The following is a 24,713-nucleotide window of genomic DNA, read 5'->3' on the forward strand; positions in this document are numbered from 1 at the left end:
CCGCGCTTCGTACCGCGATCTTCCCTCCATTTTAAGACTCGACGCCGAGTTGCGGGCGGTATGCCCGCCATCGAGTGCCGGAGTCTGACCAAGTACTACGGCGACGTCCGCGGGATCGAAGACGTGTCGTTCACCGTCGCGGACGGCGAGGTGTTCGGCTTCCTCGGGCCGAACGGCGCCGGGAAGACGACCGCGATCCGCACCCTCCTCGGGTTCCTGTCGCCGACGAGCGGCGGAGCGACGCTCCTGGGTCACGACGCGACGAACCCGGGAGAGTCCCGCGCCGCCCGCGAACGGATCGGTTACCTCCCGGGCGATCCGGGGCTCGACGAGGACCGAACCGCCGAGGCGTTCCTCGACCATCAGGCCGCGCTCCGCGGGTCGGGGAGCCGCGAGGCGCTGGTCGAGCGGTTCGGGCTCGACGAGTCGCGGCGGATCGGCGACCTCTCGCGAGGGAACCGCCAGAAGGTCGCCCTCGTCGCCGCGTTCATGCACGACCCCGATCTGCTCCTCCTCGACGAGCCGACCTCCGGGCTCGACCCGCTCCTCCAGGAGGAGTTCGCCGCGCTGGTGCGCGAGCGCGTCGACGGCGGCGCGAGCGTGCTCCTCTCCTCGCACGTGCTTGGCGAGGTGGCCGCCCTCTGCGACCGCGTCGGCGTGCTCCGGGAGGGTCGCCTCGCCGCGGTCGAGACGGTCGAGGACCTCCGATCGCGGGGCGGCAAACAGGTTCGCGTCCGCGTCGCCGAGGACGTCGCCCGCGAGGCCTTCGAGGTCCGCGGCGCGATGAACCTCCGCGTCGGCGAGACCGTCTCGTTCACGTGGACCGGCGAGTACGACGCGCTGATCGACCTGCTCGACCGGTTTACCGTCCGCGACCTGGAGGTCGTCGACGCCCCGCTCGAGGAAGCGTTTATGACCTTCTACGACGGGGACGTGCCGGGACCGGGGCGTCGAGGAGCGGGGCGAGGGCCCCCCGCGGACCGGGAGTCCCCCGCGGACCGAGAGTCCTCTGCGGACCGGGAAGCGGGCGAGAGCGGTGGGACCCGTGGGGCCCGTGACACCGAGGTGTCCGCCCCCGCGACCGGTACGGACGCCGACGGGGGCGAGCGATGAGCGATCGCCCCGCCCCGTGGCTGGCGATCGCGCGGTACGAGGCGGCGGGGAGGGCCCGCGGCTCGGTCGTCCTGACCGGACTGTTGTCGGGGTTCCTCCTGCTGTTTCTGGCTTTCTTCCCGTCGATGTCGAGCGCCGGGATCGACCTCGACGCTTACGTCGAGTCGTTCCCGCCGGCGTTTCAGGAGGCGTTCGGGATCATCTCCATCTCCACGATCGAGGGGTTCCTCGCGGTGGAGTTCTACCAGTTCGCGTGGCTGCTCTTAGTCGGGCTCTACCTCGCGTACCTGAGCGGCGGAACGATCGCGGGCGACGTGGCCTCCGGTCGAATGGACCTCACGCTGTCCGCGCCCGTGGCGCGCCGGGACGTGGTATTCGGGAGGTTCCTCGGGCTCGTGCCCCTCGTCGTCCTGCTGAACGTCGTTCTCCCGATCGTCGCGTACGTCGGCGTGCTCGCGGTGGGCGAGACGATCGCGGTCGAACGGCTCGCCGCCGTCCACGCGCTCGCGGTGCCGTACCACCTGTGTTGCGTCGCGCTCGGGATCGCCGTCTCGACGCTCGTCTCGCGGGCGGGAATCGCCCAGCGGGTCGCGCTCGGTGGCCTGTTCGCGCTGTTCATGTTCGAGTCGCTCGCGGCCAGCAGCGAGTACGACCGCGCGGGTTCGATCAGCCCCACCGCCCACTACGACCCCTCTGCGATCCTCGTGAACGCCGAGTACGATGTCGTCGGCGCGGGCATCCTGCTGGCGGCGACGGCGGCGCTCGTTCTCCTCGCCGTCCTTCGGTTCCGGCGGGCCGACCTCGCCGGGTGACCGCGCGTCTGACCGTCTCGCTTTTTAGGAAGATACTTCCCTGTCCCTGCCGGATCGGTGAACATGAGTACCTACACGGTGAGTGGACGGTTCCAGAGTCGAGACGGCTTCCAGCCGTTCACCAAGGACGTCGAGGCGGAGAACGAGGACCTCGCCCGCGAGCGCATCTACACCACGGTCGGGAGCCAGCACAACCGGAAGCGCACCCAGATCGAGATCGAGGAGGTGTCCGCGGCATGATGGGCGGCGGGCAACAGCAGCTCCAGCAGCTCTCCCAGGAGCTGCAGGCGCTCGACGAGGAGATCGAGGCGCTCGAGGCCGAGATCGCCGACTACCGCGAGGAGCAGACCGACATCGACGACGCCATCGAGGCGATCGAGACCCTCGACACGGGCTCGACGGTGCAGGTCCCGCTCGGCGGCGGCGCCTACGTGCGCGCCGAGGTCCAGGACATCGACGAGATCATCGTCTCGCTCGGCGGCAACTACTCCGCGGAGCAGAGCGAGGAGGACGCCATCGACGTGCTCGGTCGCAAGCGCGACGCGCTCGACGACCGCATCGAGGAGACGCAGGAGGAGGTCGACGAGCTCGAGAGCGAGAGCGAGGAGCTCGAACAGCAGGCCCAGCAGATGCAACAGCAGATGCAGCAGCAGCAGATGCAGCAGATGCAGCAACAGCAGGGCGACGAGGAGTAACGACGGACCGTGTTCGACGGACTGAAGGACAAGCTCTCGGGCTTCCGAGAGGACGTCGAGGAGAACGCCGAGGTCGAGGAGCCCGCGGAGCAGGACGACCCCGAGGCGACAGAGAGCGACGCCTCCGCCTCCTCCGAGACCGACCAGGCCCCCGACAGCGCCACCGCTGACGCCGCCGCGGATACTGAGGACGAGGGCGCCGACGACAACGGGCCCAGTACCTTCCAGCGCGCGAAGGCGTTCGCGACCGGGCGGATCATCATTGAGGAGGAGGACTTAGAGGAGCCGCTGTGGGACCTCGAGATGGCCCTCTTGGAGAGCGACGTGGAGATGAGCGTCGCCGAGCAGATCCTCGAGTCGGTCCGCGAGAGCATGCTCGGCGAGTCCCGGAAACAGGTCGAGACGACCGGCGAACTCGTCGAGTCGGCGCTTCACGACGCGCTCCTCGACGTGATCGCCGTCGGGCAGTTCGACTTCGAAGAGCGGATCGCGGAGGCCGAGAAACCCGTCACCATCGTCTTCACCGGCGTCAACGGCGTCGGGAAGACGACGAGCATCGCGAAGCTCTCGGAATGGCTCGCCGACCGCGGCTACTCGTCCGTGATGGCGAACGGCGACACCTACCGGGCGGGCGCCAACGAACAGATCCAGGAGCACGCTGACCGGCTCGACCGCGACCTGATCAGCCACGATCAGGGCGGCGACCCCGCCGCCGTCATCTACGACGGCGTCGAGTACGCCGAGGCGAACGACATCGACGTGGTCCTCGGCGACACCGCGGGCCGGCTCCACACGAGCGACGACCTGATGGCGCAACTGGAGAAGATCGACCGCGTCGTCGACCCGGACATGACCATCTTCGTCGACGAGGCCGTGGCGGGCCAGGACGCCGTGAACCGCGCGAAGGAGTTCAACGACGCCGCCGAGATCGACGGCGCAATCCTGACGAAGGCCGACGCCGACTCCTCGGGCGGCGCCGCGATCTCCGTCGCGTACGTCACCGGGAAGCCGATCCTCTTCCTCGGCACCGGACAGGGGTACGACGACCTCACCCTGTTCGAGCCCGAGGAGCTCGTCCAGAGCCTGCTCGGCGAGGACTGAGACGGCGGCCGTCGATCCTTCTGCGTTTTTCGGCTACCCCTCCCCGACCATCCGGTCTTCCTCGTCCCACTCGCGCTCGCGCAGCTCGTACTTCTGGATCTTCCCGGTCGCCGTGGTCGGGAGCTCGGCGACGAACTCCACCTCGCCGGGCGTCTTGTAGTCGGCGACGCGTTCTCGGACGAAGGACTTGAGCTCCTCGCGGGTCGCGCCCGGATCGTCCGGGTCGCCGCTCGCCGGGACGACGAACGCCTTCGGGGTCTCGCCCCACCGCTCGTCCGGAGCGGGGATGACTGCGACGTCGGAGACGGCGTCGTGCTCGAAGAGGGTGTCCTCTAACTCGATCGAGGAGATGTTCTCGCCGCCGGAGATGATGATATCTTTCTTCCGGTCTTGGATCGAGACGAAGCCGTCCTCGTCGACGACGGCCAGGTCGCCCATGTGGTAGTACCCCTCCAGCCGCTCCGAGAACGCCTGCTCGGTCGCCTCGGGCTTGTTCCAGTAGCGGTCCATCACCTGGTTGCCGCGGACGACGATCTCGCCGATCGTCTCGCCGTCGGCGGCCACGTCCTCGCCGTGCTCGTCGACGACGCGCACGTCGGTGCCGAGGTAGCCGATCCCCTGGGTCTTCTTGACCGCGAACCGGTCGTCGGCGCCGGCGTCGTAGTGGCGCTTGGCGTCCGAGGTCGTCACGAGGGGGCCCGTCTCGGTCGCGCCGTACACGTGCTTGAGATCCCAGCCGAACTCCTCCTCGACGGTCCGGATCGTCGCCTCCGGGGGCGCCGCGCCCGCGGTGGCGACCCGCACGTCGTTGGCGCCGGTCGTCGCGCCGCCGTGCTCGGCGTGGTGATCGCCGAGCATGTTGAGCACGGTCGGCGCCGCACAGAAGTACGACACGTCCTCCTCGCGGATCCGGTCGAACGTCTCCGCGACGTCGACGCCGCGGGTGCAGATGTGCCGGGCGCCCATCCCCGTGATCGCGTAGATGTGTCCCCACCCGTTGACGTGGAACATCGGGAGCGTCCAGAGGTACACGTCGTCGTCGGTGATCTCCTGATGGATCGCGATGAGGTAGGCGTGGAGCGTCTCGGCGCGGTGGGTGCGACAGACCCCCTTCGGGTCGCCCGTGGTCCCGGAGGTGTAGTTGATCGTGATCACGTCGTCCTCGTCCATCTCCGGGCGCTCGTAGGCGTCGGGGTCCGCGTCGTCGAGCGCGGCCTCGACCGACTCCCAGTCGCCCTCGACCGCGTCGGTGTCGTCCGTGAGGAACGTCTCGGTGGGGACCTCCTCGCGGATCGCCTCGATGTTGCCGGCGTACTCGGCGTCGGCGTAGACGGCGTCGACCCCGGCGTCGGAGAGCATGTACGAGAAGTCGTCGGGCGTCAGCCGGTAGTTCAGCGGCGTGTGGATCGCGCCGACCTGCATCGCGCCGTAGGCGGCCTCCAGGTGGTAGTGCGTGTTCGGGTCCAACACCGCCACGCGGTCGCCCTTCTCGATCCCCCGCGCTTGGAGGGCGGCGGAGAACCGGTCCGCGCGGTCGCCCAGCTCGGCGTAGGTGTACCGCGTCCCGTCCGTGGCGAGGACGGCCTCCTCGTCGGCGTAGTGCCGTCGCGCCCGGTCTAAGAAGTCCGTCGTCAGTAGCGGTTTTCGCATCGGTTTATCACTATCTATGATGCATAAAAGCGTTTGCGGCCGATGCAAGCCGGACGCGACCGGGCGAACATGTCCGACCGATCGGGTCGACCCCCGATCGCGTTCGCCTCCATCACGCCCGCCTCGATCGCGTTCGCCTCGGGTTTTTAACCCGTCCTCCCTCAGTTTTCCACATGAGCGAGGGATCCGACCGGACGCCGGCCACCGACGGCTACGTGACCCCGATCGCCGGGCTGATGGCGCTGCTCTTCGCCCTGATGGCGGGGCTGACCGCACAGCGCGCGCTCTCGGGCGACCCAGCCGACGCCGTCTTGCCGGTCGCGTTCGCGATCGGTGCGCTCGGCGCGCTCCGACTCAGACAGCGGTACGCGGCGGCTGCGAGCGCCGATCCGGACGCCGACACCACCGACGACGAGACCGCCTGACCCTCGACGACGAGACCGCCTGACCGCCGACGGCGATCCGGCGGAACCGCTCCGGTCGGTATTTAAACTGTTCGTGGACGAATCGCACACGGGCGACGGGATCAGAACCCTTAACAGTCGCACGCGGTTTTGATACGATAGCGGGATGGGATAGCCAGGAGATTCCGCCGGGCTCATAACCCGGAGATCGGTAGTTCAAATCTACCTCCCGCTACTTCTGGACGAACGCCACACGCCGAGTCGTGGGTTCGCGTCTCCCTCTCGTTTTCCGCCTGACGTCTCTCCAGCCCGTAGTCGCGTCGTCGTCGCTCGATCCGGAACCCGGAAGCGATTTCCGTCGCGCCGCCGTTCCGTCGCGTATGGACTACGAATCGAGCCTCGACCGCGCGATGGAGGAGGTTCCGGACCTCGGCGGCTCCGACGAGCGGCTGTCGGTCCCGGACCCGGAGGCGCAGAAGGACGGCGCGTTCACCCGGCTGACGAACCTCTCTTCGATCGCAGACGCGTTGAGCCGCGACCCCGAACACGTCCACTCGAAGATCCAGCAGGAGCTCGGTACCGCCGGCCAGTACGAGGACGGACGAGCCCGCTACAGCGGGAACTTCCGCGAACGAGACTTCCAGGCTGCGATCGACTCGTACATCGAGTCGTTCGTCACCTGTTCGGAGTGCGGCCTGCCGGACACCCGCCTCGAGACCGAGAACCGCACGCCCATGCTCCGCTGTGAGGCCTGCGGGGCGTTCCGACCCGTCGCCAAGCAGAACACCTCGAACACCCAGCGGCAGGAGGAGGCCATCGAGTCGGGCAACACGTACGAACTCGAGATCGTCGGCACCGGCCGCAAGGGCGACGGCGTCGCCGAGCGCGGCGAGTACACGATCTTCGTCCCCGGCGCACAGGAGGGCGAGACGGTCAAAGCGTACATCAAGAACGTCTCCGGCAACCTCGCGTTCGCCCGCCGCGAGAACTGACGCGACGCTGAGGGCGGCCGGCCGCTCCCAGATCGACCCCAGCGCTGCCGGCCGCGAAAACACCGATGTCCGTCGTCTCGTTCGCTCGAACGCGGCACTAGCCGGCGAATCCGCGCAGTACGGCTAGCGGATCCGCCCGACCGTCACCCGATGGCCGGTCTCCGAAGCGTGGTCTCGTTCGAGCCGGGTCGCGTCGCCGACGGCGCTGAACAGCCGTTCGAGGGTGCACTCCCTGCAGACGACGTGGTACCGGTCACCCGGTGTCTGTTGCTCCATGGACGGGACAGACGCCGTGAAGCCGTAGTTACGCGCCTCATACCGGCGTCGAACGCGACATTAGGCCGTCGGAATCCGGCGAACCGTTCCCGCGTTCCTTCTCCTCTGATCCCCCTCCGCGGCCGTCCCCTCAGTCGCCGCTGGACCGCCGCTCGAACCGGTCGAGCGCCAGCCCGAGCATGTCCGGGCTCACCGGCTGGTACTCGTCGCGCTCGTGCTCCGGGAGGTACTCGCGGACGCTGTTCCACGACTCGCGCGCGTACCGGGCGTCGAGCAGGACGCGGACCCCGCGCTCGTCCGGTCCGCGAATCACTCGACCGACGGCCTGTCGCGCCTTCCGGACCGCCGGGACGGTGAGCGCGGTCTCGAACCCCGACTCGAACCGCCTGTCGTAGGCGGTGATCACCGCCCGCGTCCGGGGCCGCGCCGTGTTGATGATCGGGACCCCACAGACCACGGCGGCCGACAGCCGGTCGCCGCGGTAGTCGACGCCCTCGGTGAGCGTCCCACGGAGGCTCGTCACGAGCACCTTCCCGTCGCCCGCGAAGAAGTCGTCCTTCAGCGACTCCGTGGCGCGGTCGCCGGACGACTCGTCGAGTAAGACGGGCTTGTCGAGCCGGTCCGCGAGCGACTCCGCCATCCACGTCGCCTCCGCGTAGCTCGGCGTCCCGACGAGGACGTTCCCCTCGCGGCCCGCCACCGCGGCGGTCGCGTCGAGGTGCGCCAGCCGGGTGTCGTTCTCCTCGCCGGGCGCGCCGCGGTTCTGGTACGTAAACTTCGGCGCGTCGACCGCGAAGCTCTCGCGGTTCTCCTCGGGGAAGGAGAGCCCGTACGTCCGCTCGACGACCGGGCGTCCCCGCTCCTCGAGATGGTCGAGCCCGGTCACCTCGCGGAACACGTCCATCGGCTCCAGCGTCGCGCTCATCAACACCCCGCCGCCGAACTCCGCGAGCCGGTCGCCGATCGGTTCGCTCGGCAGGCAGTTGTACAGCGCGAGGCTCGCGTTGTACGCGCGCCGCCACGAGTCCGGCGGCGCCGTCTCGTCCCACGTCCGCTCCAAGTCGATCGCGCGGAAGAACTCCTCGTGGTCCTCGCGGTACCACGCGTTGAGGGTCCGGCCGACGCCCGGCGAGGCGCGCTTCTTGTCCTCGTCTTCGAGCGAGTCGAGCACGCGCTTGACGACCGCGCCGACCTGCTCCGCGCGGGCCCAGACCCGATCGCCGTATCCCTCGCGCTTCGCCCACGCCGTGATCTCGTCTTCGGCGGGCTCCTCCGGGTCGCGGAGCGCGACCTCGTCGTCGTCGAGTTCGCGCATCGACGCCCGCCAGTCGGGGCGCTCGCGGTCCAGCCGCTCGGTCACCCGCCTGTCGAGCTCGCCGCGGAGGTCGGCGTAGAACTCCCGGACGGACTCGATCTCCTCGACGCTCACGTCGGCGTCCTCCAGCTCGCCGCGCACGAGCGCCGCGTCGTCGGACTCCGCGCCCGCGGTCTCGAAGGAGAGCGGCTGGACGACGCGGGTGAGCTCGTTCTCGGCGTCGCGGAGGCTGGCGTCGGCGACCCGGTCGCTCACGAGGTCCCGAACGCGCGGTTCGAGCATGTGGGCCTCGTCGCAGACGACGAACGTCGAGTCGTCCAGCAGCGCGCCCGTGAACGTCCCGGTCGTCACGGGGTCGAACGCGTGATAGTAGTTGCCGATGACGACCTCGACCTCGGGCACGAGCGCGCCCATGATCGAGTGGGGGCACGTGCCGTGACCCGCGGCGAGCCGGACCAGCTCCGTCGGCCCGACGTGGCCGAGCTCAGTCACGTCGAACGGGACCGCCTCGGCCGGGTCCCCGTCCTCCGGGAGGTCGTCGAGGAACCCGGCGTAGAAGGGACAGAACTCGGTCCCCTCGAACTCCTCGGTGTCGGGGCGGTACGGAGTGGGCTCGCCGTCGACGGCGAGGTAGTCGGCGGCGGGCGCGTCGCTCACCCCGGCGTCGGCCATGGACCCCGAGTCCATCAGCCCGACCTGCTGGCTCTGCGCCTCGCTCACGAGGTTCGAGGTCGTCGTCGCGCCGCCGTCGCCGACGAGGTTCCGAGTGCGCTCCCGGAGCCCCTCGCAGCGCTCGTACACGTTCTCGCGGTCGATCCCGCCGCGGTTCTCGCGGGCGTACGGGCACACGTCGGCCTTGCCGACGAGGGTGAGCCCGGAGACGGGGTCGTATCCGTCGGGGAGGTCTCCGTTGATCGTCTCCAGGTCCGTCTCGAACTGGCGCAGCTGCTGTTTGACGCTCGTGAGGACGAACACGCGCTCGAACTCCGAGTCGGGGTCGCGGACGCGGTCGAGCCCGGCGGTGAGCGCGAGCATCGTCTTGCCCGTCCCGCACGCGCCCTCCAGAGCGAGGAAGCCGCCGTCGTCGGCGGCGTCGATCGCGGCGTCGATCCCGTCGGCCTGCTCGGGGTACGGCTCTGCGTGGCCGAAGATGTCGGTCCACGGCGGGGCGTCTGTCACTGTGGCGGCGTAGCTCCCGATCGGAGTTAAACCTTGAGAGAACGGCGTCGGCGGGGCGGCCTCCCGCGGCCCCGCCCGGCGACCGATCGGGTCACGGCCGGCGGCCGTGGCCTACCCGACGATGTCGTGGAGGTCGGAGAGCCGCTCTATCTCCCACGTCGGCCAGACGTTCAGCTCCCAGTCGCGGCGGTGGGGCCGCCGGATGAACGCGGAGTCGATGCCGGCGTTCTCGGCGGCGCGCACGTCGGACTCGTTGTCGCCGACGAACAGCGCGTTGCCCGCGTCGAGGTCGCCGAGCGCCTGCTCGATGTAGTGCGGGTTCGGCTTGCGGAGCTGGAGCGAGTGGATCGTGGGCTCGCGGCCGTAGGCGGCGCCGAACCGCTCGAAGCCGTCGAAGTGATCGACGAGGAAATCGACCGTGGCCTGCTGGTTCGAGGAGACGATCCCCATCTCCACGTCGAGGCTCTGCAGCTCGTCGAGGTCGTCGTAAGGAGTTTTACGTCCCTCGCGCGCCTCCTGCTGTTGGGCCTTCGAGACCACGTCGTCGCGCGTCCGCCAGAACGACCCCGGATCGAGGTCGTACGTCTGACAGACGGTCCCCACGCTGCCGGGGGTCGCACCGATGGTCATGCGCTCTACGTCGTCCGGATCGGGCTCCTCGACGCCGCACTCCTCGAACGCGTTCCGGGTCGCATCCCGGAGCACGTCGAAGCGCGTGCGGCCCACGAGGACACCGTCGTTGTCGAACACGACGGTATCGTACGTCATAGGGACTGTCGTCGCCCAGCACTTAAAAGAGTTTCACCAACACCGCGACACGGACGACCGTCCTTTATATACGTTCGGCTCGGGTCCCGCGGTATGCGCGTCAGCGTCATCGGCGGAAGCTCGGTCCCGCCCGAGACGGCGGCGGTCGCCGAAGAGCTGGGAAAACGACTCGCCGACCGCGGTCACACCGTGGTCTGTGGCGGCCTCGGCGGCGTGATGGAAGCGGTCTGTCGCGGCGCGGCGAGCGCGGGCGGCGAGACGATCGGTATCCTGCCGACCGACCGTCGCGCGGACGCGAACCCGCACGTCACCGTGCCGATCGCGACCGGCATGGGCCACGCCCGCAACGCGCTCGTCGTGATGAACGGCGACGCCGCGGTCGCGATCGACGGCGGGCCGGGGACGCTCTCGGAGATCGGGATGGCGCTCGCGCACGGTCGGGCCGTCGCCGGACTGGACACGCACGACGCCGACGGCGTCGAACCGGTGGACTCCCCCGCGGCGGCGGTCGCGTTCGTCGAGGACGCGGTCGGGGCCGACCGCTGACTCCGTCGCTGCTTCTGTCCGGCGCTCAGGCGAGCCGTCCGCTCGCGATCTCGGCGCCCTCGACGAGCGCCGCCAGTTTCGCCCACGCGATCTCGGGGTCGACCATCCCGAGTCCGGCCTGCGTGCCGAAGCCGCAGTCGGGCGCGGCGACGATCGGGGTCCCGTCGTCGACCGCGTCCGCGACGCGCTCCAGCCGGTCCGCGATCGTCTCCGGGTGGTCGATGACGTTCGTCTTCACGTCGACGACGCCCGGAATGAGCGTCCACCCGTCCGGAACCGGGTGCTCGGCGAACGCGCGGTACTCGTGTTGGTGGCGCGGGTTCGCCTGCTCGACGCTGAGCCCGGTGATGTCGGCCTCGTAGATCAGCGGCAGCATCTCGGCGAGGTCGGTGTCGAGGTGGTGGGGCCCCTCGTAGCTCCCCCAGCAGGTGTGGAGCCGGACCTGCTCGGCGGGCACGTTCGCGAGCGCCTCGTTGAGGGCCTCGACGTGGAGCCGCGTCGCGTCCTTCGCGGCCTCCAGCGGCTCGTCGGCGTACGCCGCGGTGTGGCCGACCGTGAGCAGCTCCGGCGCGTCGATCTGGAGCGTGAGTCCGGCGTCGGCGACGAGCTCGTACTCCGTCTTCATCGCCTCTGCCACCGCGGAGAGGTACTCCTCGTAGTCGCCGTAGTGCTCGTCGACGTGCGTGGCGGTGACGACGCTCGGCGACGCCGCGGTCATGAAGGCGTCCGAGGCGTCGCGGCCGACCTCGTCGAGGGCGTCGACGAACTCGTCGATCTCCGCCTCGGCCTCCTCGCGGCCGGTGTACTCGATCGCCCCGTCGACGACCGGGTGCTCGGAGAGGTCGATCACGTCCGTCTTGAACGTCTCCTCGGCGTAGGAGGGGAACTCCTGGAGGTCGGCCCACAGCTCCGTCTCCTGCGTCCCGTCGATGCCACTGAGCCGGTCCGCGACGTACCAGTTGAACGAGACGCGCGACTGCTCGCCGTTGTTGATCGCGTCGAGCCCGGTCTCGACCTGCCGCTCGACCACGTCGCGGGTCGCGTCGGCGACCGTCGCGTCCCACTCGTCCGGATCGACCGCCTCGCCCGCCTGTCGGTTCGTGAGCAGATCGAGGAGCTCGGGCGGTCGCGGCAGGCTTCCGATGTGCGTCGTACCGATGTGGCCGTCGTCGGCTGTCATCGGACGAACCGACGGTGCCCGGCAACTAAAGCCCGGAGGATCCGGCGAACGGAAGCGGTCCGCGGCGGCGCCGTCGGACCGGTTACCAGGTGTCGTGGAACGTGTCGAACTCGATCGAGTCGAGGGGTTTCTCGCCGATCGCGGCCTCGTACTCGCCCGGCGTCAGCATCGGCTTGTGGAACCGCGGGCCGTCGTCGGTCGTGATCCGGGGACAGCCCGTGTTGACGAACGCGTCCATGTCGAAGTTCCGCAGGCGGTCCGGCGTCACCTCGTCCATTGTGATCAGGTAGGCGTTCTCGTTGTTCTCGACGATCTCCTGGGCCTTCTCCCAACGGCCCTGCCCGATCTTCGTACAGAAGATGACACCCCACTTCTCGGCGCCCATCGCCTTGTGGACCGAGGCGTAGCGCTGCTTGAGGAACTGGTCGTGTTCCGCGACCGAGACCGCGTTGTTGACGGGGTCGGCGATGACGACGCGCTTGTCCGGATGCTCCATCGCGAGGCCGACCGGGTGGAACTTCCCGCCGCCGACGTACAGCACCTGTTCGGCGTCGATGTCCGCGGAGGCGTAGTTGCAGCCGAGCACCTGCCCCTCCTTCGTGAGCCGGTCGTCGCCCCGGCGGGTGTGGACCTCGTAGCCGCGCTCCTCCAACCAGTCGGTCATCTCCTCGAACCGGTTCATGTGCTGGGCGGTCGTGACGAGCCCCACGTCGGCGTCCTCCTCCGGGGACGCGAGCTCTTCCTCCAGCGCGTCCTCCATGATCGGGAAGGGATCGACGTTCGAGAACAGGGGGACGTAGACGATGCTGTCGGACTCCTTCATCGGCGTGTGGCCGAAGTGGACGAACACGTCCGTCCGGCGCATCAGGTACGTGTCGAGGTCGCAGGCGCCGTAACAGGGCTGTCCGGACAGCATGAACGTCACGTCGTCGGGCGCCACCTCGCGGAGGTCGTCGGCGACCTTCGGGCCGCGGCGCTTGAGCCCCTCGGGGAACTGGAGGCCGACCTTGGAGGCGTCGCGCTCCTCGATCGCCTCTAAGATCCGATCGAGTTCGTAGTCCCACTCGCGGTCGTGTTTCAGGGCCATCCCCGTCTTCGTGAGGTCGCCCTCCGTGGAGCCGCTCATGTCGAACGAATTGTGCGGCAGGACGGTTAAACGGCGCGTTCGACCGCGAGTTCCGTCCGCGACGTTCGTGACGTTCGTAACGCCCGTGCTCGTTTCGGCGACTCCACACCCTCAGAGGGTGTCGCTCGTGAGCAGCCGAGCGATCCACGCGCGCTGTGCGGGCAACATCCCGTCCTCCTCGACGGCGACCGGGTCTCGGTCGACGTCGACGAAGACTCGCCCCTGATCGTCGGGGTCGGCCTCGTCGCGGGTCCAGACCAGCCGACCGTCGGAATCGGCCGCGGCCGAATCGCCGCGGACCTCCCACCCGGGCGCCCCGCGGACGGTCACGCGATCGGCGCCGAGGTACCGCGCCCCCTCGCCGCCGATAACGAACGGGACCGAGGGAGCGGCGGGCGTCAGCGGCGTGAACACCACGACGCCAAGGTGTCGCTCCGTGGCGTTCGGGTCCCGGTACTCGACGAGCAGCGTGTTCCCGTCGATCCGCGACTCGACGTCTCTCGGGTCAGAGATTCCGTCGCGCGCGGCCTCGGAAGCGACCGCGCGCCGGAGCGACTCGTTCGCCGCGAGCGCGTCGCCGCCCGCCGCGAGGTCGACCTCAGCTTCCCACGTCGTCGACCCGTTCCCGTGGAGCGTGACGGTCAGGGCGCTCTCGCCGGCGACCACGGCGGTGCCGTCCGGTGCGGTTCGATCGAGGTCACAGACGCCGCAGACCGGCGTCGGCGGTGCGCGCGCGTCGGCCGTCGGGGCGGCGGCGATTCCGGCCGCAAGGAGGAGGACCGCCGCTGCCGCGGCGATAGTGCGGGGACGCATGGTCCGACATCTCGCCGCGATCGTCAAATAATTGATGCGCGAACGAGCCCGGATCGGGGCTCGCCGACCGATCGCGCTCGCACGCCTGAGCCGATCGCTGCCGCGGCCGACGGATACAACCCCCGAGCCGACGAACGCGGGACACATGACTGACCTTCCGCTCGAACACGTCCACGTCGCGCCCGACGACGACACCGAGAACGCCCCCGCCGTCTTCGTGCTGCACGGCCGCGGCGCCGACGAGGAGGACCTGCTGCCGGTGGCCCAGCGCCTGCCAGACGAGCTCCACGTCGTGAGCCTGCGCGCGCCCGACCCGCTGCAGGGCGGGTACACGTGGTACGAGCTCGACCTGTCCGCCGGCGGCCTCGAGTCGAGCCAGCCCGACGCCGAGGACTTCCGGCGGAGCCTCGACCTGGTGGCCGAGAGCGTCGACGCCGCGGTCGACGCCTACGGCCTCGACCCCGACCGGCTCGGCCTGCTCGGGTTCAGTCAGGGGGCGATCACGAGCCTCTCGATCGTGTTGGAGGAACCGGACCGCTACGCGTGGGTCGTCGCGCTGCACGGCTACCTCGCGGACGCGCACGCGGACCTCGAACCCGACGGGATCGAGGGCAAGCCGGTGTTCGTCGGCGCGGGCGCGGGCGACCGCGTGATCCCCGAGTCGCGGTCGGCGGCGGCGGCCGACCGGTTCGAGGAGATCGGCGCCGCCGTCACCCGCGGGAGCTACCCGGGCGGCCACGGCATCGGCCAGCAGGAGCTGGGCGACGTCGTCACGTTCGTGGAGTCGCAGGCGGAGTGAGCGACGGCTCCCGGCCGATCGTTCCCCGGGGGACACCCCCGGCTCCGGCAGGTTGAAACCGATCCGTCCCGAGGATCGGGTATGAGCGTCGAACAGGCCGCTCCCGACGAGCAGGCCACCATCGAGGACCTCGGTCGCGAGCTCGGCGAACGCATCGCCCGAACGCAGGAGTACGAGCGCTTCGAGTCGGCCCGCGAAGCGGTCCAGCGCGACGAGGAAGTCCAGGCCAAGATCGACGAGTTCGAGCAGCTCCGCGCGGAGTTCATGCAGGCCCGGGAGACCGGACAGGCGACGAACTCCGGGCTCCAGAAGGTGCAGGCGGCCCAAAACGAGCTGCACTCGATGCCCGTCATGCGCGAGTTCCTCGACGCACAGGAGGAGCTGAACGACACCCTCGAAGCCGTCAACGAGGCCATCTCGGAGCCGCTCGCGGTCGACTTCGGCGGCGAGGCCGGCGGCTGCTGTCAGGACTAACCCGTACCGTCGCACTTCGTTTCGCTCCCGACTTTTATCAGCGATAGCGACGCACCCATCCCCGTGATAGCCGTGGCCGGCGGAAAGGGCGGAAGCGGGAAGACGACCACCACGCTGGGGCTCGCGCGGGCGCTGTCGCGGCGGGGTGCTCCCGTCGTCGCCGCCGACGCGGACTGGGACCTCCCGAACCTCGCGCGACTGGCGAGCGCCGCCGACGGAGACGGCGGCCCCGTTCCGGACGCCCCGACGGTGTTCGACGCGGTTCGGGCCGACGGAGCGATCCGCCCGGATCGGCGGGCGCCGACGGTGCTCGCGGCGCCGAACGACCCGGGTGACGCCGACGCCGGGCGCGTGCTCGGCGCGCTCGCGGAGGCGATCCCCGCGGATTCGCCGACCCTCCTCGACTGTCCGGCGGGGGCGTCGCCCGACGCCGCGGCGCCGCTCCGGGCCGCCGACCGGTGCCTCCTCGTGACGCCGCTCCGGCGGGCGGCGCTCCGCGACGCCGCGAAGACCGCGGCGCTCGCGCGCCGACTGGGGTGTCCGCCGGTCGGCACCGTGGCCGTGCGCGCCGAGTCGGTTCCGGCCGGAGTGGGGGAGCTCCTCGGTTGTCCGGTGCTGGGGCGGATCCCGGCTGTCGCCCCCGAGCCGCTGTCAGACCCGTCGGTGCGGGCGGCGTACGACGACCTGGCGCGTCGGCTCGTCGACGAGCACGGGGCGGACCGGTGGCGGGTCGCGTGACCGCCGCCCCGGGGTCGCGTCCGGCGCTCGTCCCCCATCGACAGAGCCAAACCTCCGGAGCCGGCAGCGCACATATGGAGACGCTACCGACCGGGATCTCCGTGCTGGACAGGGAGTTCGGCGGCGGACTCCCGAGCGGCAGCGTCGTCGTGTTGAAGGCGGACCCCGCGAGCCAGTCAGAGCTGATCGTGGACCGGTTCTCGCGCCCGCGGGAGTGCCGCTACCTCACGACGGTGCGTTCGGCCGACGCGGTCGAAGCGAGCCTCGCGCTCGGCGGAGCGGAGGCGGGAGACGACGGCGAAAGCGACGGCGAGCGGGGCGATAGTGAGGGCGGAGCCGGAGAGACCGTCGTCGAGGAGACGGACCGCGAGGCCCCGCTCGACGACGTGTTGGCGACCGCCGCGGAGCTCTCGGACGGCGCCACGCTCGTCGTCGACTCCGTCGAACCGCTGGAGGCTTCCGACCGGTCGCGGTACGGATCGTTCCTCACCGACCTGCGCCGGCACGTCGCGGACGCCGGCGGGATCGCGGTGTTACACGCGTTCAAGGGGGAGACGGGGCGGAACCGCGTCGTCACCGAACAGGTCGCGGACGTGGTCTTCGACCTCCGGACGACCGTGACCGGCACGGAGATCGCGAACCGGCTGATCGTGCCGAAATTCCGCGGCGGCGCGGCGCTCGAAGAGCCCCTCAAGCTGAAACTCACCGACACGGTGTCGGTTGACACGAGCCGCGACATCGCCTGACCCGGCGGGCGACCTGCTTTATTTAAACCACCGCCGACGCCGCGACGACGACGACGCCGACGAGCACCGCGACCGCCGCCCAGTTCCGCGGTCGGTCGAGCGAGCCGTACGGGCCGCCCTTCCGCGAAAAGAGATAGCCCGCGTAGACGACCAGCGGCGCCAGCGTCGGCAGGGTCGACACCTCGACCACGCCCGCGACGCCGGACAGCAGGGCGAGCGCGATCGTCGTCCCCCCGGCGCTGGCGGCGACGACGAGGTCGCTGCGCGCACGTTCGATTTCCATGTCTCTCTGTGGGTCGACCGCGCTTCAAAAGGGATCGGTTCGGGGCCGAAGACCGACCGGGTCGGTCGGTCAAACGGCGCGTCGGGTTACTCCTCGTCGATCTCGTCGACGATCTCGTCGGCGTCGACGTCGACGTCTTCGAGCGCCTCCTCGATGTCGCCCGCGCCGGCGCCGCCCATGCCGCCCATCATGCCGCCGAGACCGCCCATGCCGCCGCCCTCGATGACCTCCTCGACGACGACGCGGTCGAGGTCGAGCCGGCTCATGAGGTCCTGCGCGATCTGCTGTTTCTGGAACATCCACTGCTGGTTCATCTGCATCGCCTGCGTCGCGGTGACGTAGAGCACGTCCTTCTCGACCTCCTCGGTCTCGACGACTTCCTCGCCGTCGTCGTCCTCGGTGACGGTCTCCTCCTCCTCGGTGACCGTCTCGATCCGGACCTCGGGCGCCTCCTGGAGGTACATCCCGAGCATGCCCGACGCCTGCTCTTCGCGGTCGTCGATGGCTTCGAGGATCTCGTACTCGTACTCGAGGTCCTCGCCGGCCAGCGGGTGGTTGAAGTCGACGCGGGCGCGACCGCCGATGATCGTCTCGAGGTACCCCTGCCGGTTGTCGATCTGAACCTGCGCGCCGGGGTAGCGGCTGTCCTCGGGGATCTTGTCGGCCTTGACGGTCTCGACCTCGTCGGGGTCGTACTCGCCGAAGGCGTCCTCGGCGGGCACGTCGACGACGCCCTCGTCACCGACCTCGGCGCCGATGAAGGCCTCCTCGACGGACGGGAACACGTGCCCGGCGCCCAGCGCGATGATACGCGGCTCGAACTCGTGCTCCTCGGTGTCGATCTCCGCCTCCTCGGCGGTCTCCTCGTCCGTGGTGTCGATGACGCGGCCGTCATCGGCGGTTCGAATCGTGTACGCGACTCGCACGAAGTCGCCGTCGGCGAGTCCCTCGGTCTCGGCCTCGTCTGCGTCCTCGGCCGCGTCCGCTTGCTCCTGATCGCTCATACCCTGAAGGTCTCCTGTTACACCCTTAAGGCGCACGGTTCGACGCGGCGACGACCGCGTTGCGCCGGAGTCCACTCCCGCGGCGCTTAAGAACGCGCCCGGCGGAACCCGGGTATGTTCGAGGTCGAGATCAAAGTGCCGGCCGACGCCGATGCGGTCCGGGAGCGACTGCGCGAGGTCGGCGCCGAGCGCGTCGACGCCCGCCGCCAGCGCGACGCGTACTACGACGCCCCGCACCGCGACTTCGCCGAGACGGACGAGGCGCTTCGGGTCCGACGGGAGTCTCCGCTCTCGGGGGGGATCGGCGGGGAGTCCGAGGCGGGGCCGGCGGACCCGGACCCGGCCGCTGAAACGACGAAGCTCACGTACAAGGGGCCGCTCCTCGACGAGGGGTCGAAGACCCGAGCGGAACACGAGACCGCCGTCGACGACGGCGAGGCGATGGCCGGCGTGCTCTCGGGGCTCGGGTTCGAACCGGCCGCGGTCGTCGAGAAGCGCCGGGAGTTCTGGTCGTTCGCGGGGTTCACCGTCACTCTCGACGCCGTCGACGGCCTCGGCGAGTTCGTCGAGATCGAACGCGAGGTCGACGACCAGGACGCGATCGAGGCCGCCCGCGACGAGGCGCTGGACGCGCTCGACCGGCTCGGACTCGACGGCGACGAACAGGTCCGAACCTCGTACCTCGGGCTGTTGCTGGCCGAGGAGTCCTGACCGGGCGGCGTTCACCCGTCCCCTTCACCCTCCGGCCGCTTCTCCGAGAGCACGGTCCGGTCGAACTCGCAGACGAGCACGTCGTCGTCGCCCTCGACGACTTTGAACGCCTCCACGTGCATCGTGACCACGCCCCGCTCACCGTCGCTCGTCTCTCGCTTGTCCGTGACGGTCGACCGCGCGCGGATCGTGTCGCCGTGGAACACCGGGTTCGGGTGTTCGACCGCGTCGTACGAGAGGTTCGCGACGATGGTGCCGTCCGTGGTCTCCGGGATCGACACGCCGACCGCGAGCGACATGGTGTAGAGGCCGTTGACCAGCCGCTCGCCGAACTGCGTCTCCGCCGCGAAGTCGGCGTCGAGGTGGAGCGGCTGCTGGTTCATCGTCATGTCGCAGAAGCGCTGGTTGTCGGCCTCGCTTATCGTGCGCCGCTTCGCGTGCTCGATCGTCTCGCCGACCGCGAACTCCTCGTAGTAGCGTCCGGGCATGGGGCCACCGTCGGCGGGCGGCGTCAAAGCGGTACCGCTCTCGCGGACGGCGGCTCGTCGCCCCTCCGCGAAGGCCGCTGTGCGAACGCCGGGACGATTTATGTCGATGCGCGCGGACCGCCCGACATGGCCCGACGAAGCCTCCTGTTCTCCCCCGGCGACCGGCCGGAGCTCATGCGCAAGGCCCCCGGCGCCGGCGCCGACGTGATCTGCTTCGACCTCGAAGACGCGGTCGCGCCCGACCGGAAGGCCGAGGCCCGCGAATCGGTCCGCGCGGTGCTCACCGATCCCGACTTTGCCCCCGACGCGGAGGTGTGCGTCCGGCTCACGGCCGCCGAGCCGGCGGCCGACCTCGACGCGCTGGTGGGCGCCGGTAAGGACGCGGACTCCGACGCCGACCTCCGGCTCGACGCGGTCATGCTCCCGAAGGTGGGGTCGGCCGATCGCGTCGAGGAGGCGGCGGCGCTCTGCGCGGACCGCGGGCTCGACCCGGCCGTGTTCGCCCTGGTCGAGACGGCGGCGGGGGTCCTCTCGGCCGAGTCGATCGCGGCCGCCGCCGCGACCGACGCGCTCGTCTTCGGCGCCGAGGACCTCGCGGCCGACGTGGGCGCGACCCGGACCGACGAGGGGACCGAGGTGCTGTACGCCCGCGAGCACGTCGTCCTCGCGGCCGGCGCGGCCGGCGTCGACGCGATCGACACGGTGTTCACCGACTTCTCGGACACGGACGGCCTCCGTGAAGAGGCCGGGTTCGCGCTCACGCTCGGCTACGACGGGAAGCTGGCGATCCACCCGGCACAGGTCGACCCGATCAACGCGGCGTTCACGCCGGACCCGGAAGAGGTCGAGTGGGCCGAACGAGTGCTCGACGCCCGCGATGCCGCGGAGCGAGAGGGCCGAGCGGTCTTCCAGGTCGACGGCGAGATGATCGACGCGCCCCTGATCGCGCAGGCGGAGCGGATCGTCGAGCGCGCCCCCGCGGGCGATCGGCCCGGCACCGATCGAGACAAGAACCGAAGCGGTCGTCACAGTTAACCTCGGCCCCCCGGGAGAATCAGTCATGACCGGCCAAGCCAATCCCTTCGAGAGCCTTCAAGAGCAGGTCGACGACGCCGCGGCGTTCCTCGACGCGCCGCCGGGCGTGCTCACCCGCCTGAAGAACCCCGAGCGAGTGTTGGAGACGAACCTGACGTTCGAGCGCGACGACGGCACGCTGGAGACGGTCCGTGCGTACCGCTCGCAGTTCAACGGCGACCGCGGCCCGTACAAGGGTGGCATCCGGTATCACCCGGGCGTCACTCGCGACGAGGTGAAGGCGCTGTCCGGGTGGATGGCGTACAAGTGCGCCGTCGTCGACGTCCCGTACGGCGGCGGGAAAGGCGGCATCGCGATCGACCCCGCAGACTACTCGGAGGCCGAACTGGAGCGGCTCACCCGCGCGTTCGCGACGGAGCTCCGCCCGCTGATCGGCGAGGACCGGGACATCCCCGCCCCCGACGTCAACACCGGCCAGCGGGAGATGAACTGGATCAAAGACACCTACGAGACCCTCGAAAACACGACCGCCCCCGGCGTCATCACGGGGAAGGCGCTCGACTCGGGCGGCAGCGAGGGGCGCGTCGAGGCGACCGGGCGCTCCGTCGCCCTCGCCGCGCGAGAGGCGTTCGACTGGCTCGACCGCGACATTGCAGACGCGACGGTCGCCGTGCAGGGGTACGGGAACGCGGGGTCGATCGCCGCCGCGCTGCTCGACGACCTCGGCGCCGACGTGGTCGCGGTCTCCGACTCTGCCGGGGGGATCCACGCGCCCGACGGGGTCGACCCGCGGGCGGTGAAAGCCCACAAGGCGGAGACCGGCACCGTCGGCGGGTTCTCGGGGACCGAGGCGGTCACCAACGAGGAGCTGCTGACGCTCGACGTCGACCTCCTCGTGCCGGCCGCGCTGGAGAACGCGATCGACGGCGACCTCGCCGTCGACGTGCGCGCCGACGTGATCGTCGAGGCCGCGAACGGGCCGCTCACCCCGGACGCCGACGACGTGCTCGCCGAGAAGGACGTGTACGTCGTCCCCGATATCCTCGCGAACGCGGGCGGCGTCACCGTCTCGTACTTCGAGTGGGTCCAGAACCGACAGCGGTTCCACTGGACGGAAGAGCGGGTGAACGAGGAGTTAGAGCGCGTGATCACTGAGGCGTTCGATCGGCTGGTCGACAGCTACGAGGCGAACGACGCGCCGAACCTCCGGACTGCGGCGTACGTCGTCGCCATCGAGCGGATCGTGAACGCCGCCGATCAGGCCGGAAACTGGCCGTAGCGCCGTCCGCGGAACGATCCGTCACTCCAGCCGCGCGTCCCGGATCTCGACGTGGCCGCGGTCGCCCTCCCACACCGCGTCGTACTCGATGTCGATCCGCCGGTCCATGTGCGGCCCGTCGACGACGTACGTCTCGAACTCGCCGCCCTCGCCCAGCGGGTGGACCCCGTACTCCTCGCGAAGGTCGACGAGCTCCGCGAGCGCGTCGGCGTCGTAGCGCCGGCCGAGCCACGACTCGTCGAGGCCGTAGGCGGCCACCTGCACGATCCGGATCTCGAAGCCGGCGTCGAACATCGCCTCGGCGAGTGCGACCGGGTCCTCGCGCCACAGGGGCGCGAACAGATCGATCCCGAGCCGGTCGCACATCCCCTGAATGCGGTTCGTCTGGAACTCGCTCTCGACCGCGCCCGCGGTGACGCCCGCGAGGTCGACGCCGTCACCCGCGGCGATCTCGCGGAGCGCGGCCTCCATCGGCTCCAGCTCCGCGTCGCCCTGCGCGCCGGCGTCGTCGACGTCGTCGGCGCCGAAATCGTCGGGCGACACCTCGACGAGGTCGATGCCCACGCTCTCGGCCGCGAGTTCGGCGAGGTGGGTCGCCGGCGTGTGGTACATGTACGAGTCGCCCGCGGGGTGGACCGTCAGGAGCCGCGAGACGTCGAGGCCCTCCTCCAGCGCGCGGTACAGCGCCCACGAGGAGTCCTTCCCGCCCGAAAAGAGGCTCACCCAGTCGTCGGTCATACCACCGGTAGTGGCCGAGACGCCTAAATGGGCGCCGGTTCCCGACCGCCTACGACTCCCGCTCGGCCGCCGCGGCGACGATCCGCGAGAGCTCCCGAACGTCGGGAACGGGCGCCGACGAACGTTCGGCTCCCGCCGTAGCCGTCCCGTCGTCTTCGTCTCGAAGCGCCTCCTCGAGCGACGCCCGCAGCTCGTGTACCCCGGCCGACGCGACCTCCTCCACCGGGGGGCCGTGCCGCGCCAGGAGTCGCGCCGTGCGCGGCCGGGCGCCGAGCCCGATCAGCTCCTCGACCGCCGACCTCTCCCCGCCCTCCGTCCCGTCTCCTGTGGCCGCTCGGCCGTCTTCGGCGGTCGCTCGGCCGTCCCCGGGAGTCGCGTCGGTCTCTGCTGACTCGGGGGTTTCGGCGGTCTCGACGGCCTCGCCGGCAGTCGCGCCGCTCGAAGCCGACCCGACCCGTCCGAGCGTTCCGACGCGTCGGGCGGCGTCCGAGCGACCCCGTTCGGAGTGCGGGCGCCGCGGCCGGCCGCGACCGCCGTCGGAGCCGCTCGGGCCGTCGGCGCGGGCGTCGTCTCCCGTCCCTCGACCGCCGCCGGCGGGCTCCTCTGCGTCGCCGGTGCCCGGCGGCGGTCGGGGGCGGAACGACAGCGAGACGCACCCGTCTCCCTCCTCGAACGTCACGAGGAGCTCGGGCGGACTCTCCTCGACGCTCGCCGGGTCGACGGGCTCCGCGAGGAAGCCGACGGGGACCTCCAGGTCGACCTCGGTCAGCGCCATCGACCGCCCCGGAACGGCCTCTCGTTCCTCGTCGATGTCGACGGACGCGGCCAGGAGCTGCGCGTGGGCCCGTCGCATCAGGTCGTCGAGCGGGAGCGTCACGGTCCGCTCTCGTCCTCGAAGTGGAGTTCTGTCCTGACCGTTCCGATCCCGCCCGCGACCGCGTGCTCGGCGTAGCGCGCGTCGAACGGCGTCGCGTCGATCTCGCCGCCGAACGTCACCTTCGTCTCGACGTCGATCCCCTCCACGACGGGGCGGGGGTACCCCTGTTCGGCGACGCTCCGACGGGCGGCGAGCTCGCGGCGACCGATGCGCTCGGCGGCCGCGTCGCGGACCCGCCTGACCGCCGATCGGGTGAACAGCGCGAGGTCGCCGACGACCTCCAGCTCCCGCTCGGTGAGCTCCACGCCGAGGACGCGCTCCACGGGCGGCGTCTCGGAGAGCGGGCCCGCGGGAAACCGATCCGGGTGCACGTAGGGGCTGCCGGGTCGGACGGCGGTCTCACCCGGTTCCCACCGCGAGAGCGCCTTCCGGAGCAGATCCGGATCGACGTACGGTTCGAGCACCGTCCGGGGGTCGCGCTCGAACGGGGGGAACCGCTCGCGGAGGAACGCCTCGATCGCCTCCCGGTCGGCGAAGGCGGTCGGGTCGCGGTCGAGCGACTCGCGGAACGACGCGCGCTCGGCGGCCGCCTCCACCTCGGCGGCCGCGACGCCCTTCGTGCTCTCGAGGACGACGCCCGTCACCAGCGTCGAGAGGTCGGCCATCGCGACGGGTCACCGCGGCGGCGGGACTTCCGTCTCCCCTTCCTCGGGCCGGGTCTCCGGGACCCGAAGCGGCTGGTAGTCGCCGCGCAGGTTGAGCTCGACGCGGCCGAAGATCTCGCCTTCGACCTCCACGTCGCGCTCGCGCCGCTCCCGCTGGGTCGACACGTCGATCGACTGGTAGCCGCCGCCGATCCCCACGCCGACGATCGAGGTGAGCAGCCGGCCCGAGCCGCTGAACCCCGACCGGGTGCGCTCGCGCTGGCTCTCGGTCTCAGTGTCGCTCTCCCGGCCCCGCGCCTCGAACTTCAGTCGGGTCTCGATCGTCCCGTCGTCGAGGACGACCCGGACGATCCCCTGTTCGACGAGCTCCTCCAGGGCCTCCTGTCGCGGCCGGGAGATCTTCCGCCGCACGAGCCGCCGGATCTGCCGGACGTCGCCCGGCTCTAGGCTCCCCGTCGGCAGCGACGACACCTCCAGGTCCTCCATCGGGTCCCGGAGCTTGGGCTCCATCCGCGAGGCGGCCTCCTCGTCGAGTTCACCGGGTTCCTCCGGGGTTCCGATGGTCGATTCGCCATCCTCCATGGGGCCGTTGGCTTGGATCCAGTGGTCGACCTCCTCCTCCGAGACGTTGTCCGCCTCGAACTGCTCGATGCTGGCCGAGACCTGTTCGAGCAGGTCCGCGTACGCCTCCTGTTGGCGGATCATCGACGACACGGTCGCGTCGAACGTGTCGCTGATGAGCTTGTGGGTGAACTCCGGGAACGCGATCTCGTCCACTCTACTCAGCTCGTCGACGACGTCTGACGCTTGTGGCATATCTGACATTCAATCAAGAATCATTATAAATACACGTGATAACAATAAACAATCTACTTTCAGTTGACACGAAATGAGAGCGGGACTGAC

At 70.3% G+C, this 24,713-nt stretch carries 29 protein-coding genes and 1 tRNA gene; 16 read left to right on the forward strand and 14 right to left on the reverse strand.

The genetic code is table 11. The features are described from left to right. Positions 1-60 precede the first annotated feature (60 nt). The 5 genes from JIN95_RS03740 (at position 61) to ftsY (ending at position 3,721) form a co-directional block, all read left to right on the forward strand. Positions 61-1,113, forward strand: coding sequence for an ABC transporter ATP-binding protein (locus JIN95_RS03740; protein ID WP_200530545.1), 1,053 nt, complete (start codon positions 61-63; stop codon positions 1,111-1,113). After that, on the forward strand, positions 1,110-1,925 hold the full coding sequence (locus JIN95_RS03745; RefSeq protein WP_200530546.1) for an ABC transporter permease subunit: 816 nt from the start codon (positions 1,110-1,112) through the stop codon (positions 1,923-1,925). The genes JIN95_RS03740 and JIN95_RS03745 overlap by 4 nt, the downstream gene beginning before the upstream one ends. Positions 1,926-1,988: 63 nt before the next feature. After that, positions 1,989-2,165 (forward strand): 50S ribosomal protein L18Ae, encoded by a 177-nt coding sequence (gene rpl18a / locus JIN95_RS03750; protein ID WP_095636733.1) that lies wholly within the window; start codon positions 1,989-1,991, stop codon positions 2,163-2,165. Next, positions 2,165-2,620, forward strand: coding sequence for a prefoldin subunit alpha (gene pfdA, locus JIN95_RS03755; protein WP_095636586.1), 456 nt, complete (start codon positions 2,165-2,167; stop codon positions 2,618-2,620). Before rpl18a ends, pfdA begins: the two co-directional genes overlap by 1 nt. Before the next feature lie 9 nt (positions 2,621-2,629). Continuing rightward, positions 2,630-3,721: a signal recognition particle-docking protein FtsY gene (gene ftsY / locus JIN95_RS03760; RefSeq protein ID WP_200530547.1), complete on the forward strand. Its 1,092-nt coding sequence runs from the start codon at positions 2,630-2,632 to the stop codon at positions 3,719-3,721. A gap of 33 nt (positions 3,722-3,754) precedes the next feature. Here ftsY and JIN95_RS03765 read toward each other — a convergent pair whose 3' ends face one another. Continuing rightward, a complete protein-coding gene (locus JIN95_RS03765) occupies positions 3,755-5,371 on the reverse strand; it encodes a long-chain-fatty-acid--CoA ligase (protein WP_200530548.1) in 1,617 nt (538 codons plus the stop codon). 173 nt (positions 5,372-5,544) lie between these two features. Here JIN95_RS03765 and JIN95_RS03770 point away from each other — a divergent pair, with 173 nt between their 5' ends. The 3 genes from JIN95_RS03770 (at position 5,545) to JIN95_RS03780 (ending at position 6,767) form a co-directional block, all read left to right on the forward strand. Beyond that, positions 5,545-5,796: a hypothetical protein gene (locus tag JIN95_RS03770; RefSeq protein WP_095636589.1), complete on the forward strand. Its 252-nt coding sequence runs from the start codon at positions 5,545-5,547 to the stop codon at positions 5,794-5,796. 139 nt (positions 5,797-5,935) lie between these two features. Next, positions 5,936-6,010 (forward strand) — tRNA-Met (locus tag JIN95_RS03775). Between the two features lie 145 nt (positions 6,011-6,155). Continuing rightward, positions 6,156-6,767 carry a translation initiation factor IF-2 subunit beta gene (locus tag JIN95_RS03780; protein ID WP_095636590.1) on the forward strand — a complete coding sequence of 204 codons (612 nt, stop codon included), beginning with the start codon at positions 6,156-6,158 and terminating at the stop codon, positions 6,765-6,767. A gap of 123 nt (positions 6,768-6,890) precedes the next feature. Here the strand turns inward: JIN95_RS03780 and JIN95_RS03785 are convergent, their stop codons facing one another. The 3 genes from JIN95_RS03785 to JIN95_RS03795 all read right to left on the reverse strand — a co-directional run bounded on the left by JIN95_RS03785 (position 6,891) and on the right by JIN95_RS03795 (position 10,305). Beyond that, complete coding sequence (locus tag JIN95_RS03785; protein ID WP_198951521.1) at positions 6,891-7,043, reverse strand: hypothetical protein; 153 nt, start codon at positions 7,041-7,043, stop codon at positions 6,891-6,893. 130 nt (positions 7,044-7,173) lie between these two features. Beyond that, the gene (locus tag JIN95_RS03790; protein WP_200530549.1) at positions 7,174-9,537 is read right to left on the reverse strand and encodes an ATP-dependent DNA helicase; all 2,364 of its coding nucleotides are present in this window, start codon (positions 9,535-9,537) and stop codon (positions 7,174-7,176) included. Positions 9,538-9,648: 111 nt separating this feature from the next. Beyond that, positions 9,649-10,305, reverse strand: a complete 657-nt coding sequence (locus JIN95_RS03795) for an HAD family hydrolase (RefSeq protein ID WP_200530550.1) — start codon at positions 10,303-10,305, stop codon at positions 9,649-9,651. Positions 10,306-10,398: 93 nt separating this feature from the next. On the opposite strand from JIN95_RS03795, the gene JIN95_RS03800 reads away from it, so the two are divergent. Continuing rightward, positions 10,399-10,851, forward strand: coding sequence for a TIGR00725 family protein (locus JIN95_RS03800; RefSeq protein WP_200530551.1), 453 nt, complete (start codon positions 10,399-10,401; stop codon positions 10,849-10,851). Positions 10,852-10,876: 25 nt separating this feature from the next. Here the strand turns inward: JIN95_RS03800 and JIN95_RS03805 are convergent, their stop codons facing one another. The 3 genes from JIN95_RS03805 to JIN95_RS03815 form a co-directional block, all read right to left on the reverse strand. Next, positions 10,877-12,031: a cobalamin-independent methionine synthase II family protein gene (locus JIN95_RS03805; protein ID WP_200530552.1), complete on the reverse strand. Its 1,155-nt coding sequence runs from the start codon at positions 12,029-12,031 to the stop codon at positions 10,877-10,879. A gap of 82 nt (positions 12,032-12,113) precedes the next feature. Further along, positions 12,114-13,157 carry a diphthamide biosynthesis enzyme Dph2 gene (gene dph2 / locus JIN95_RS03810; protein WP_095636594.1) on the reverse strand — a complete coding sequence of 348 codons (1,044 nt, stop codon included), beginning with the start codon at positions 13,155-13,157 and terminating at the stop codon, positions 12,114-12,116. Positions 13,158-13,268: 111 nt separating this feature from the next. Further along, positions 13,269-13,970 carry a hypothetical protein gene (locus JIN95_RS03815; RefSeq protein WP_200530553.1) on the reverse strand — a complete coding sequence of 234 codons (702 nt, stop codon included), beginning with the start codon at positions 13,968-13,970 and terminating at the stop codon, positions 13,269-13,271. Positions 13,971-14,115: 145 nt separating this feature from the next. Between JIN95_RS03815 and JIN95_RS03820 the strand changes: the two genes are divergently transcribed. The 4 genes from JIN95_RS03820 to JIN95_RS03835 all read left to right on the forward strand — a co-directional run bounded on the left by JIN95_RS03820 (position 14,116) and on the right by JIN95_RS03835 (position 16,727). Then, positions 14,116-14,769, forward strand: a complete 654-nt coding sequence (locus JIN95_RS03820; protein WP_200530554.1) for a phospholipase — start codon at positions 14,116-14,118, stop codon at positions 14,767-14,769. 81 nt (positions 14,770-14,850) lie between these two features. Next, a complete protein-coding gene (locus JIN95_RS03825; RefSeq protein WP_095636597.1) occupies positions 14,851-15,243 on the forward strand; it encodes a YlbF family regulator in 393 nt (130 codons plus the stop codon). A 63-nt stretch (positions 15,244-15,306) separates the two neighbouring features. After that, positions 15,307-15,981 carry a P-loop NTPase gene (locus JIN95_RS03830; protein ID WP_200530555.1) on the forward strand — a complete coding sequence of 225 codons (675 nt, stop codon included), beginning with the start codon at positions 15,307-15,309 and terminating at the stop codon, positions 15,979-15,981. Between the two features lie 74 nt (positions 15,982-16,055). After that, positions 16,056-16,727: a transcriptional regulator gene (locus JIN95_RS03835; protein WP_095636598.1), complete on the forward strand. Its 672-nt coding sequence runs from the start codon at positions 16,056-16,058 to the stop codon at positions 16,725-16,727. A gap of 22 nt (positions 16,728-16,749) precedes the next feature. Here JIN95_RS03835 and JIN95_RS03840 read toward each other — a convergent pair whose 3' ends face one another. Next, entirely contained in the window at positions 16,750-17,010 is a 261-nt protein-coding gene (locus JIN95_RS03840) for a hypothetical protein (RefSeq protein ID WP_200530556.1), read from the reverse strand. Between the two features lie 86 nt (positions 17,011-17,096). Beyond that, entirely contained in the window at positions 17,097-18,014 is a 918-nt protein-coding gene (locus tag JIN95_RS03845; protein ID WP_095636600.1) for a peptidylprolyl isomerase, read from the reverse strand. 114 nt (positions 18,015-18,128) lie between these two features. Here JIN95_RS03845 and cyaB point away from each other — a divergent pair, with 114 nt between their 5' ends. Continuing rightward, on the forward strand, positions 18,129-18,725 hold the full coding sequence (gene cyaB, locus JIN95_RS03850; RefSeq protein WP_095636601.1) for a class IV adenylate cyclase: 597 nt from the start codon (positions 18,129-18,131) through the stop codon (positions 18,723-18,725). 11 nt (positions 18,726-18,736) lie between these two features. On the opposite strand, the gene JIN95_RS03855 is transcribed toward cyaB, so the two are convergent. Continuing rightward, positions 18,737-19,213, reverse strand: a complete 477-nt coding sequence (locus tag JIN95_RS03855; RefSeq protein WP_095636602.1) for a MaoC family dehydratase — start codon at positions 19,211-19,213, stop codon at positions 18,737-18,739. A 126-nt stretch (positions 19,214-19,339) separates the two neighbouring features. Here JIN95_RS03855 and JIN95_RS03860 point away from each other — a divergent pair, with 126 nt between their 5' ends. Further along, positions 19,340-20,248 (forward strand): CoA ester lyase, encoded by a 909-nt coding sequence (locus tag JIN95_RS03860; protein ID WP_200530557.1) that lies wholly within the window; start codon positions 19,340-19,342, stop codon positions 20,246-20,248. A gap of 25 nt (positions 20,249-20,273) precedes the next feature. Beyond that, a complete protein-coding gene (locus JIN95_RS03865) occupies positions 20,274-21,527 on the forward strand; it encodes a Glu/Leu/Phe/Val dehydrogenase (protein ID WP_095636604.1) in 1,254 nt (417 codons plus the stop codon). 21 nt (positions 21,528-21,548) lie between these two features. On the opposite strand, the gene JIN95_RS03870 is transcribed toward JIN95_RS03865, so the two are convergent. The 4 genes from JIN95_RS03870 to JIN95_RS03885 are packed head-to-tail and all read right to left on the reverse strand — an operon-like array spanning position 21,549 to position 24,623. Beyond that, positions 21,549-22,265 carry a diphthine--ammonia ligase gene (locus JIN95_RS03870; RefSeq protein WP_095636605.1) on the reverse strand — a complete coding sequence of 239 codons (717 nt, stop codon included), beginning with the start codon at positions 22,263-22,265 and terminating at the stop codon, positions 21,549-21,551. Between the two features lie 49 nt (positions 22,266-22,314). Further along, a complete protein-coding gene (locus JIN95_RS03875) occupies positions 22,315-23,142 on the reverse strand; it encodes a hypothetical protein (RefSeq protein WP_200530558.1) in 828 nt (275 codons plus the stop codon). Further along, on the reverse strand, positions 23,139-23,807 hold the full coding sequence (locus JIN95_RS03880) for a hypothetical protein (protein ID WP_200530559.1): 669 nt from the start codon (positions 23,805-23,807) through the stop codon (positions 23,139-23,141). Before JIN95_RS03880 ends, JIN95_RS03875 begins: the two co-directional genes overlap by 4 nt. Positions 23,808-23,816: 9 nt before the next feature. After that, a complete protein-coding gene (locus JIN95_RS03885) occupies positions 23,817-24,623 on the reverse strand; it encodes a hypothetical protein (protein ID WP_095636608.1) in 807 nt (268 codons plus the stop codon). Positions 24,624-24,713 lie beyond the last annotated feature (90 nt).

The sequence above is a fragment of the Halorubrum sp. LN27 genome (genome assembly GCF_016635065.1).
GTDB classification, from domain to species: Archaea; Halobacteriota; Halobacteria; order Halobacteriales; family Haloferacaceae; genus Halorubrum; species Halorubrum salipaludis.

Bases quoted from the DNA above. Each gene is read 5' to 3' on its own strand.
- JIN95_RS03795 (WP_200530550.1), bottom strand. From the start codon at position 10,305: ATGACGTACGATACCGTCGTGTTCGACAACGACGGTGTCCTCGTGGGC.
- JIN95_RS03785 (WP_198951521.1), bottom strand. From the start codon at position 7,043: ATGGAGCAACAGACACCGGGTGACCGGTACCACGTCGTCTGCAGGGAG.
- JIN95_RS03820 (WP_200530554.1), top strand. From the start codon at position 14,116: ATGACTGACCTTCCGCTCGAACACGTCCACGTCGCGCCCGACGACGAC.
- JIN95_RS03740 (WP_200530545.1), top strand. From the start codon at position 61: ATGCCCGCCATCGAGTGCCGGAGTCTGACCAAGTACTACGGCGACGTC.
- JIN95_RS03770 (WP_095636589.1), top strand. From the start codon at position 5,545: ATGAGCGAGGGATCCGACCGGACGCCGGCCACCGACGGCTACGTGACC.
- rpl18a (WP_095636733.1), top strand. From the start codon at position 1,989: ATGAGTACCTACACGGTGAGTGGACGGTTCCAGAGTCGAGACGGCTTC.
- JIN95_RS03800 (WP_200530551.1), top strand. From the start codon at position 10,399: ATGCGCGTCAGCGTCATCGGCGGAAGCTCGGTCCCGCCCGAGACGGCG.
- JIN95_RS03880 (WP_200530559.1), bottom strand. From the start codon at position 23,807: ATGGCCGACCTCTCGACGCTGGTGACGGGCGTCGTCCTCGAGAGCACG.
- JIN95_RS03815 (WP_200530553.1), bottom strand. From the start codon at position 13,970: ATGCGTCCCCGCACTATCGCCGCGGCAGCGGCGGTCCTCCTCCTTGCG.
- JIN95_RS03835 (WP_095636598.1), top strand. From the start codon at position 16,056: ATGGAGACGCTACCGACCGGGATCTCCGTGCTGGACAGGGAGTTCGGC.
- JIN95_RS03825 (WP_095636597.1), top strand. From the start codon at position 14,851: ATGAGCGTCGAACAGGCCGCTCCCGACGAGCAGGCCACCATCGAGGAC.
- JIN95_RS03865 (WP_095636604.1), top strand. From the start codon at position 20,274: ATGACCGGCCAAGCCAATCCCTTCGAGAGCCTTCAAGAGCAGGTCGAC.
- JIN95_RS03860 (WP_200530557.1), top strand. From the start codon at position 19,340: ATGGCCCGACGAAGCCTCCTGTTCTCCCCCGGCGACCGGCCGGAGCTC.
- JIN95_RS03805 (WP_200530552.1), bottom strand. From the start codon at position 12,031: ATGACAGCCGACGACGGCCACATCGGTACGACGCACATCGGAAGCCTG.
- dph2 (WP_095636594.1), bottom strand. From the start codon at position 13,157: ATGAGCGGCTCCACGGAGGGCGACCTCACGAAGACGGGGATGGCCCTG.
- JIN95_RS03870 (WP_095636605.1), bottom strand. From the start codon at position 22,265: ATGACCGACGACTGGGTGAGCCTCTTTTCGGGCGGGAAGGACTCCTCG.
- JIN95_RS03780 (WP_095636590.1), top strand. From the start codon at position 6,156: ATGGACTACGAATCGAGCCTCGACCGCGCGATGGAGGAGGTTCCGGAC.
- JIN95_RS03840 (WP_200530556.1), bottom strand. From the start codon at position 17,010: ATGGAAATCGAACGTGCGCGCAGCGACCTCGTCGTCGCCGCCAGCGCC.
- JIN95_RS03745 (WP_200530546.1), top strand. From the start codon at position 1,110: ATGAGCGATCGCCCCGCCCCGTGGCTGGCGATCGCGCGGTACGAGGCG.
- JIN95_RS03765 (WP_200530548.1), bottom strand. From the start codon at position 5,371: ATGCGAAAACCGCTACTGACGACGGACTTCTTAGACCGGGCGCGACGG.
- JIN95_RS03855 (WP_095636602.1), bottom strand. From the start codon at position 19,213: ATGCCCGGACGCTACTACGAGGAGTTCGCGGTCGGCGAGACGATCGAG.
- pfdA (WP_095636586.1), top strand. From the start codon at position 2,165: ATGGGCGGCGGGCAACAGCAGCTCCAGCAGCTCTCCCAGGAGCTGCAG.
- JIN95_RS03885 (WP_095636608.1), bottom strand. From the start codon at position 24,623: ATGCCACAAGCGTCAGACGTCGTCGACGAGCTGAGTAGAGTGGACGAG.
- JIN95_RS03845 (WP_095636600.1), bottom strand. From the start codon at position 18,014: ATGAGCGATCAGGAGCAAGCGGACGCGGCCGAGGACGCAGACGAGGCC.
- cyaB (WP_095636601.1), top strand. From the start codon at position 18,129: ATGTTCGAGGTCGAGATCAAAGTGCCGGCCGACGCCGATGCGGTCCGG.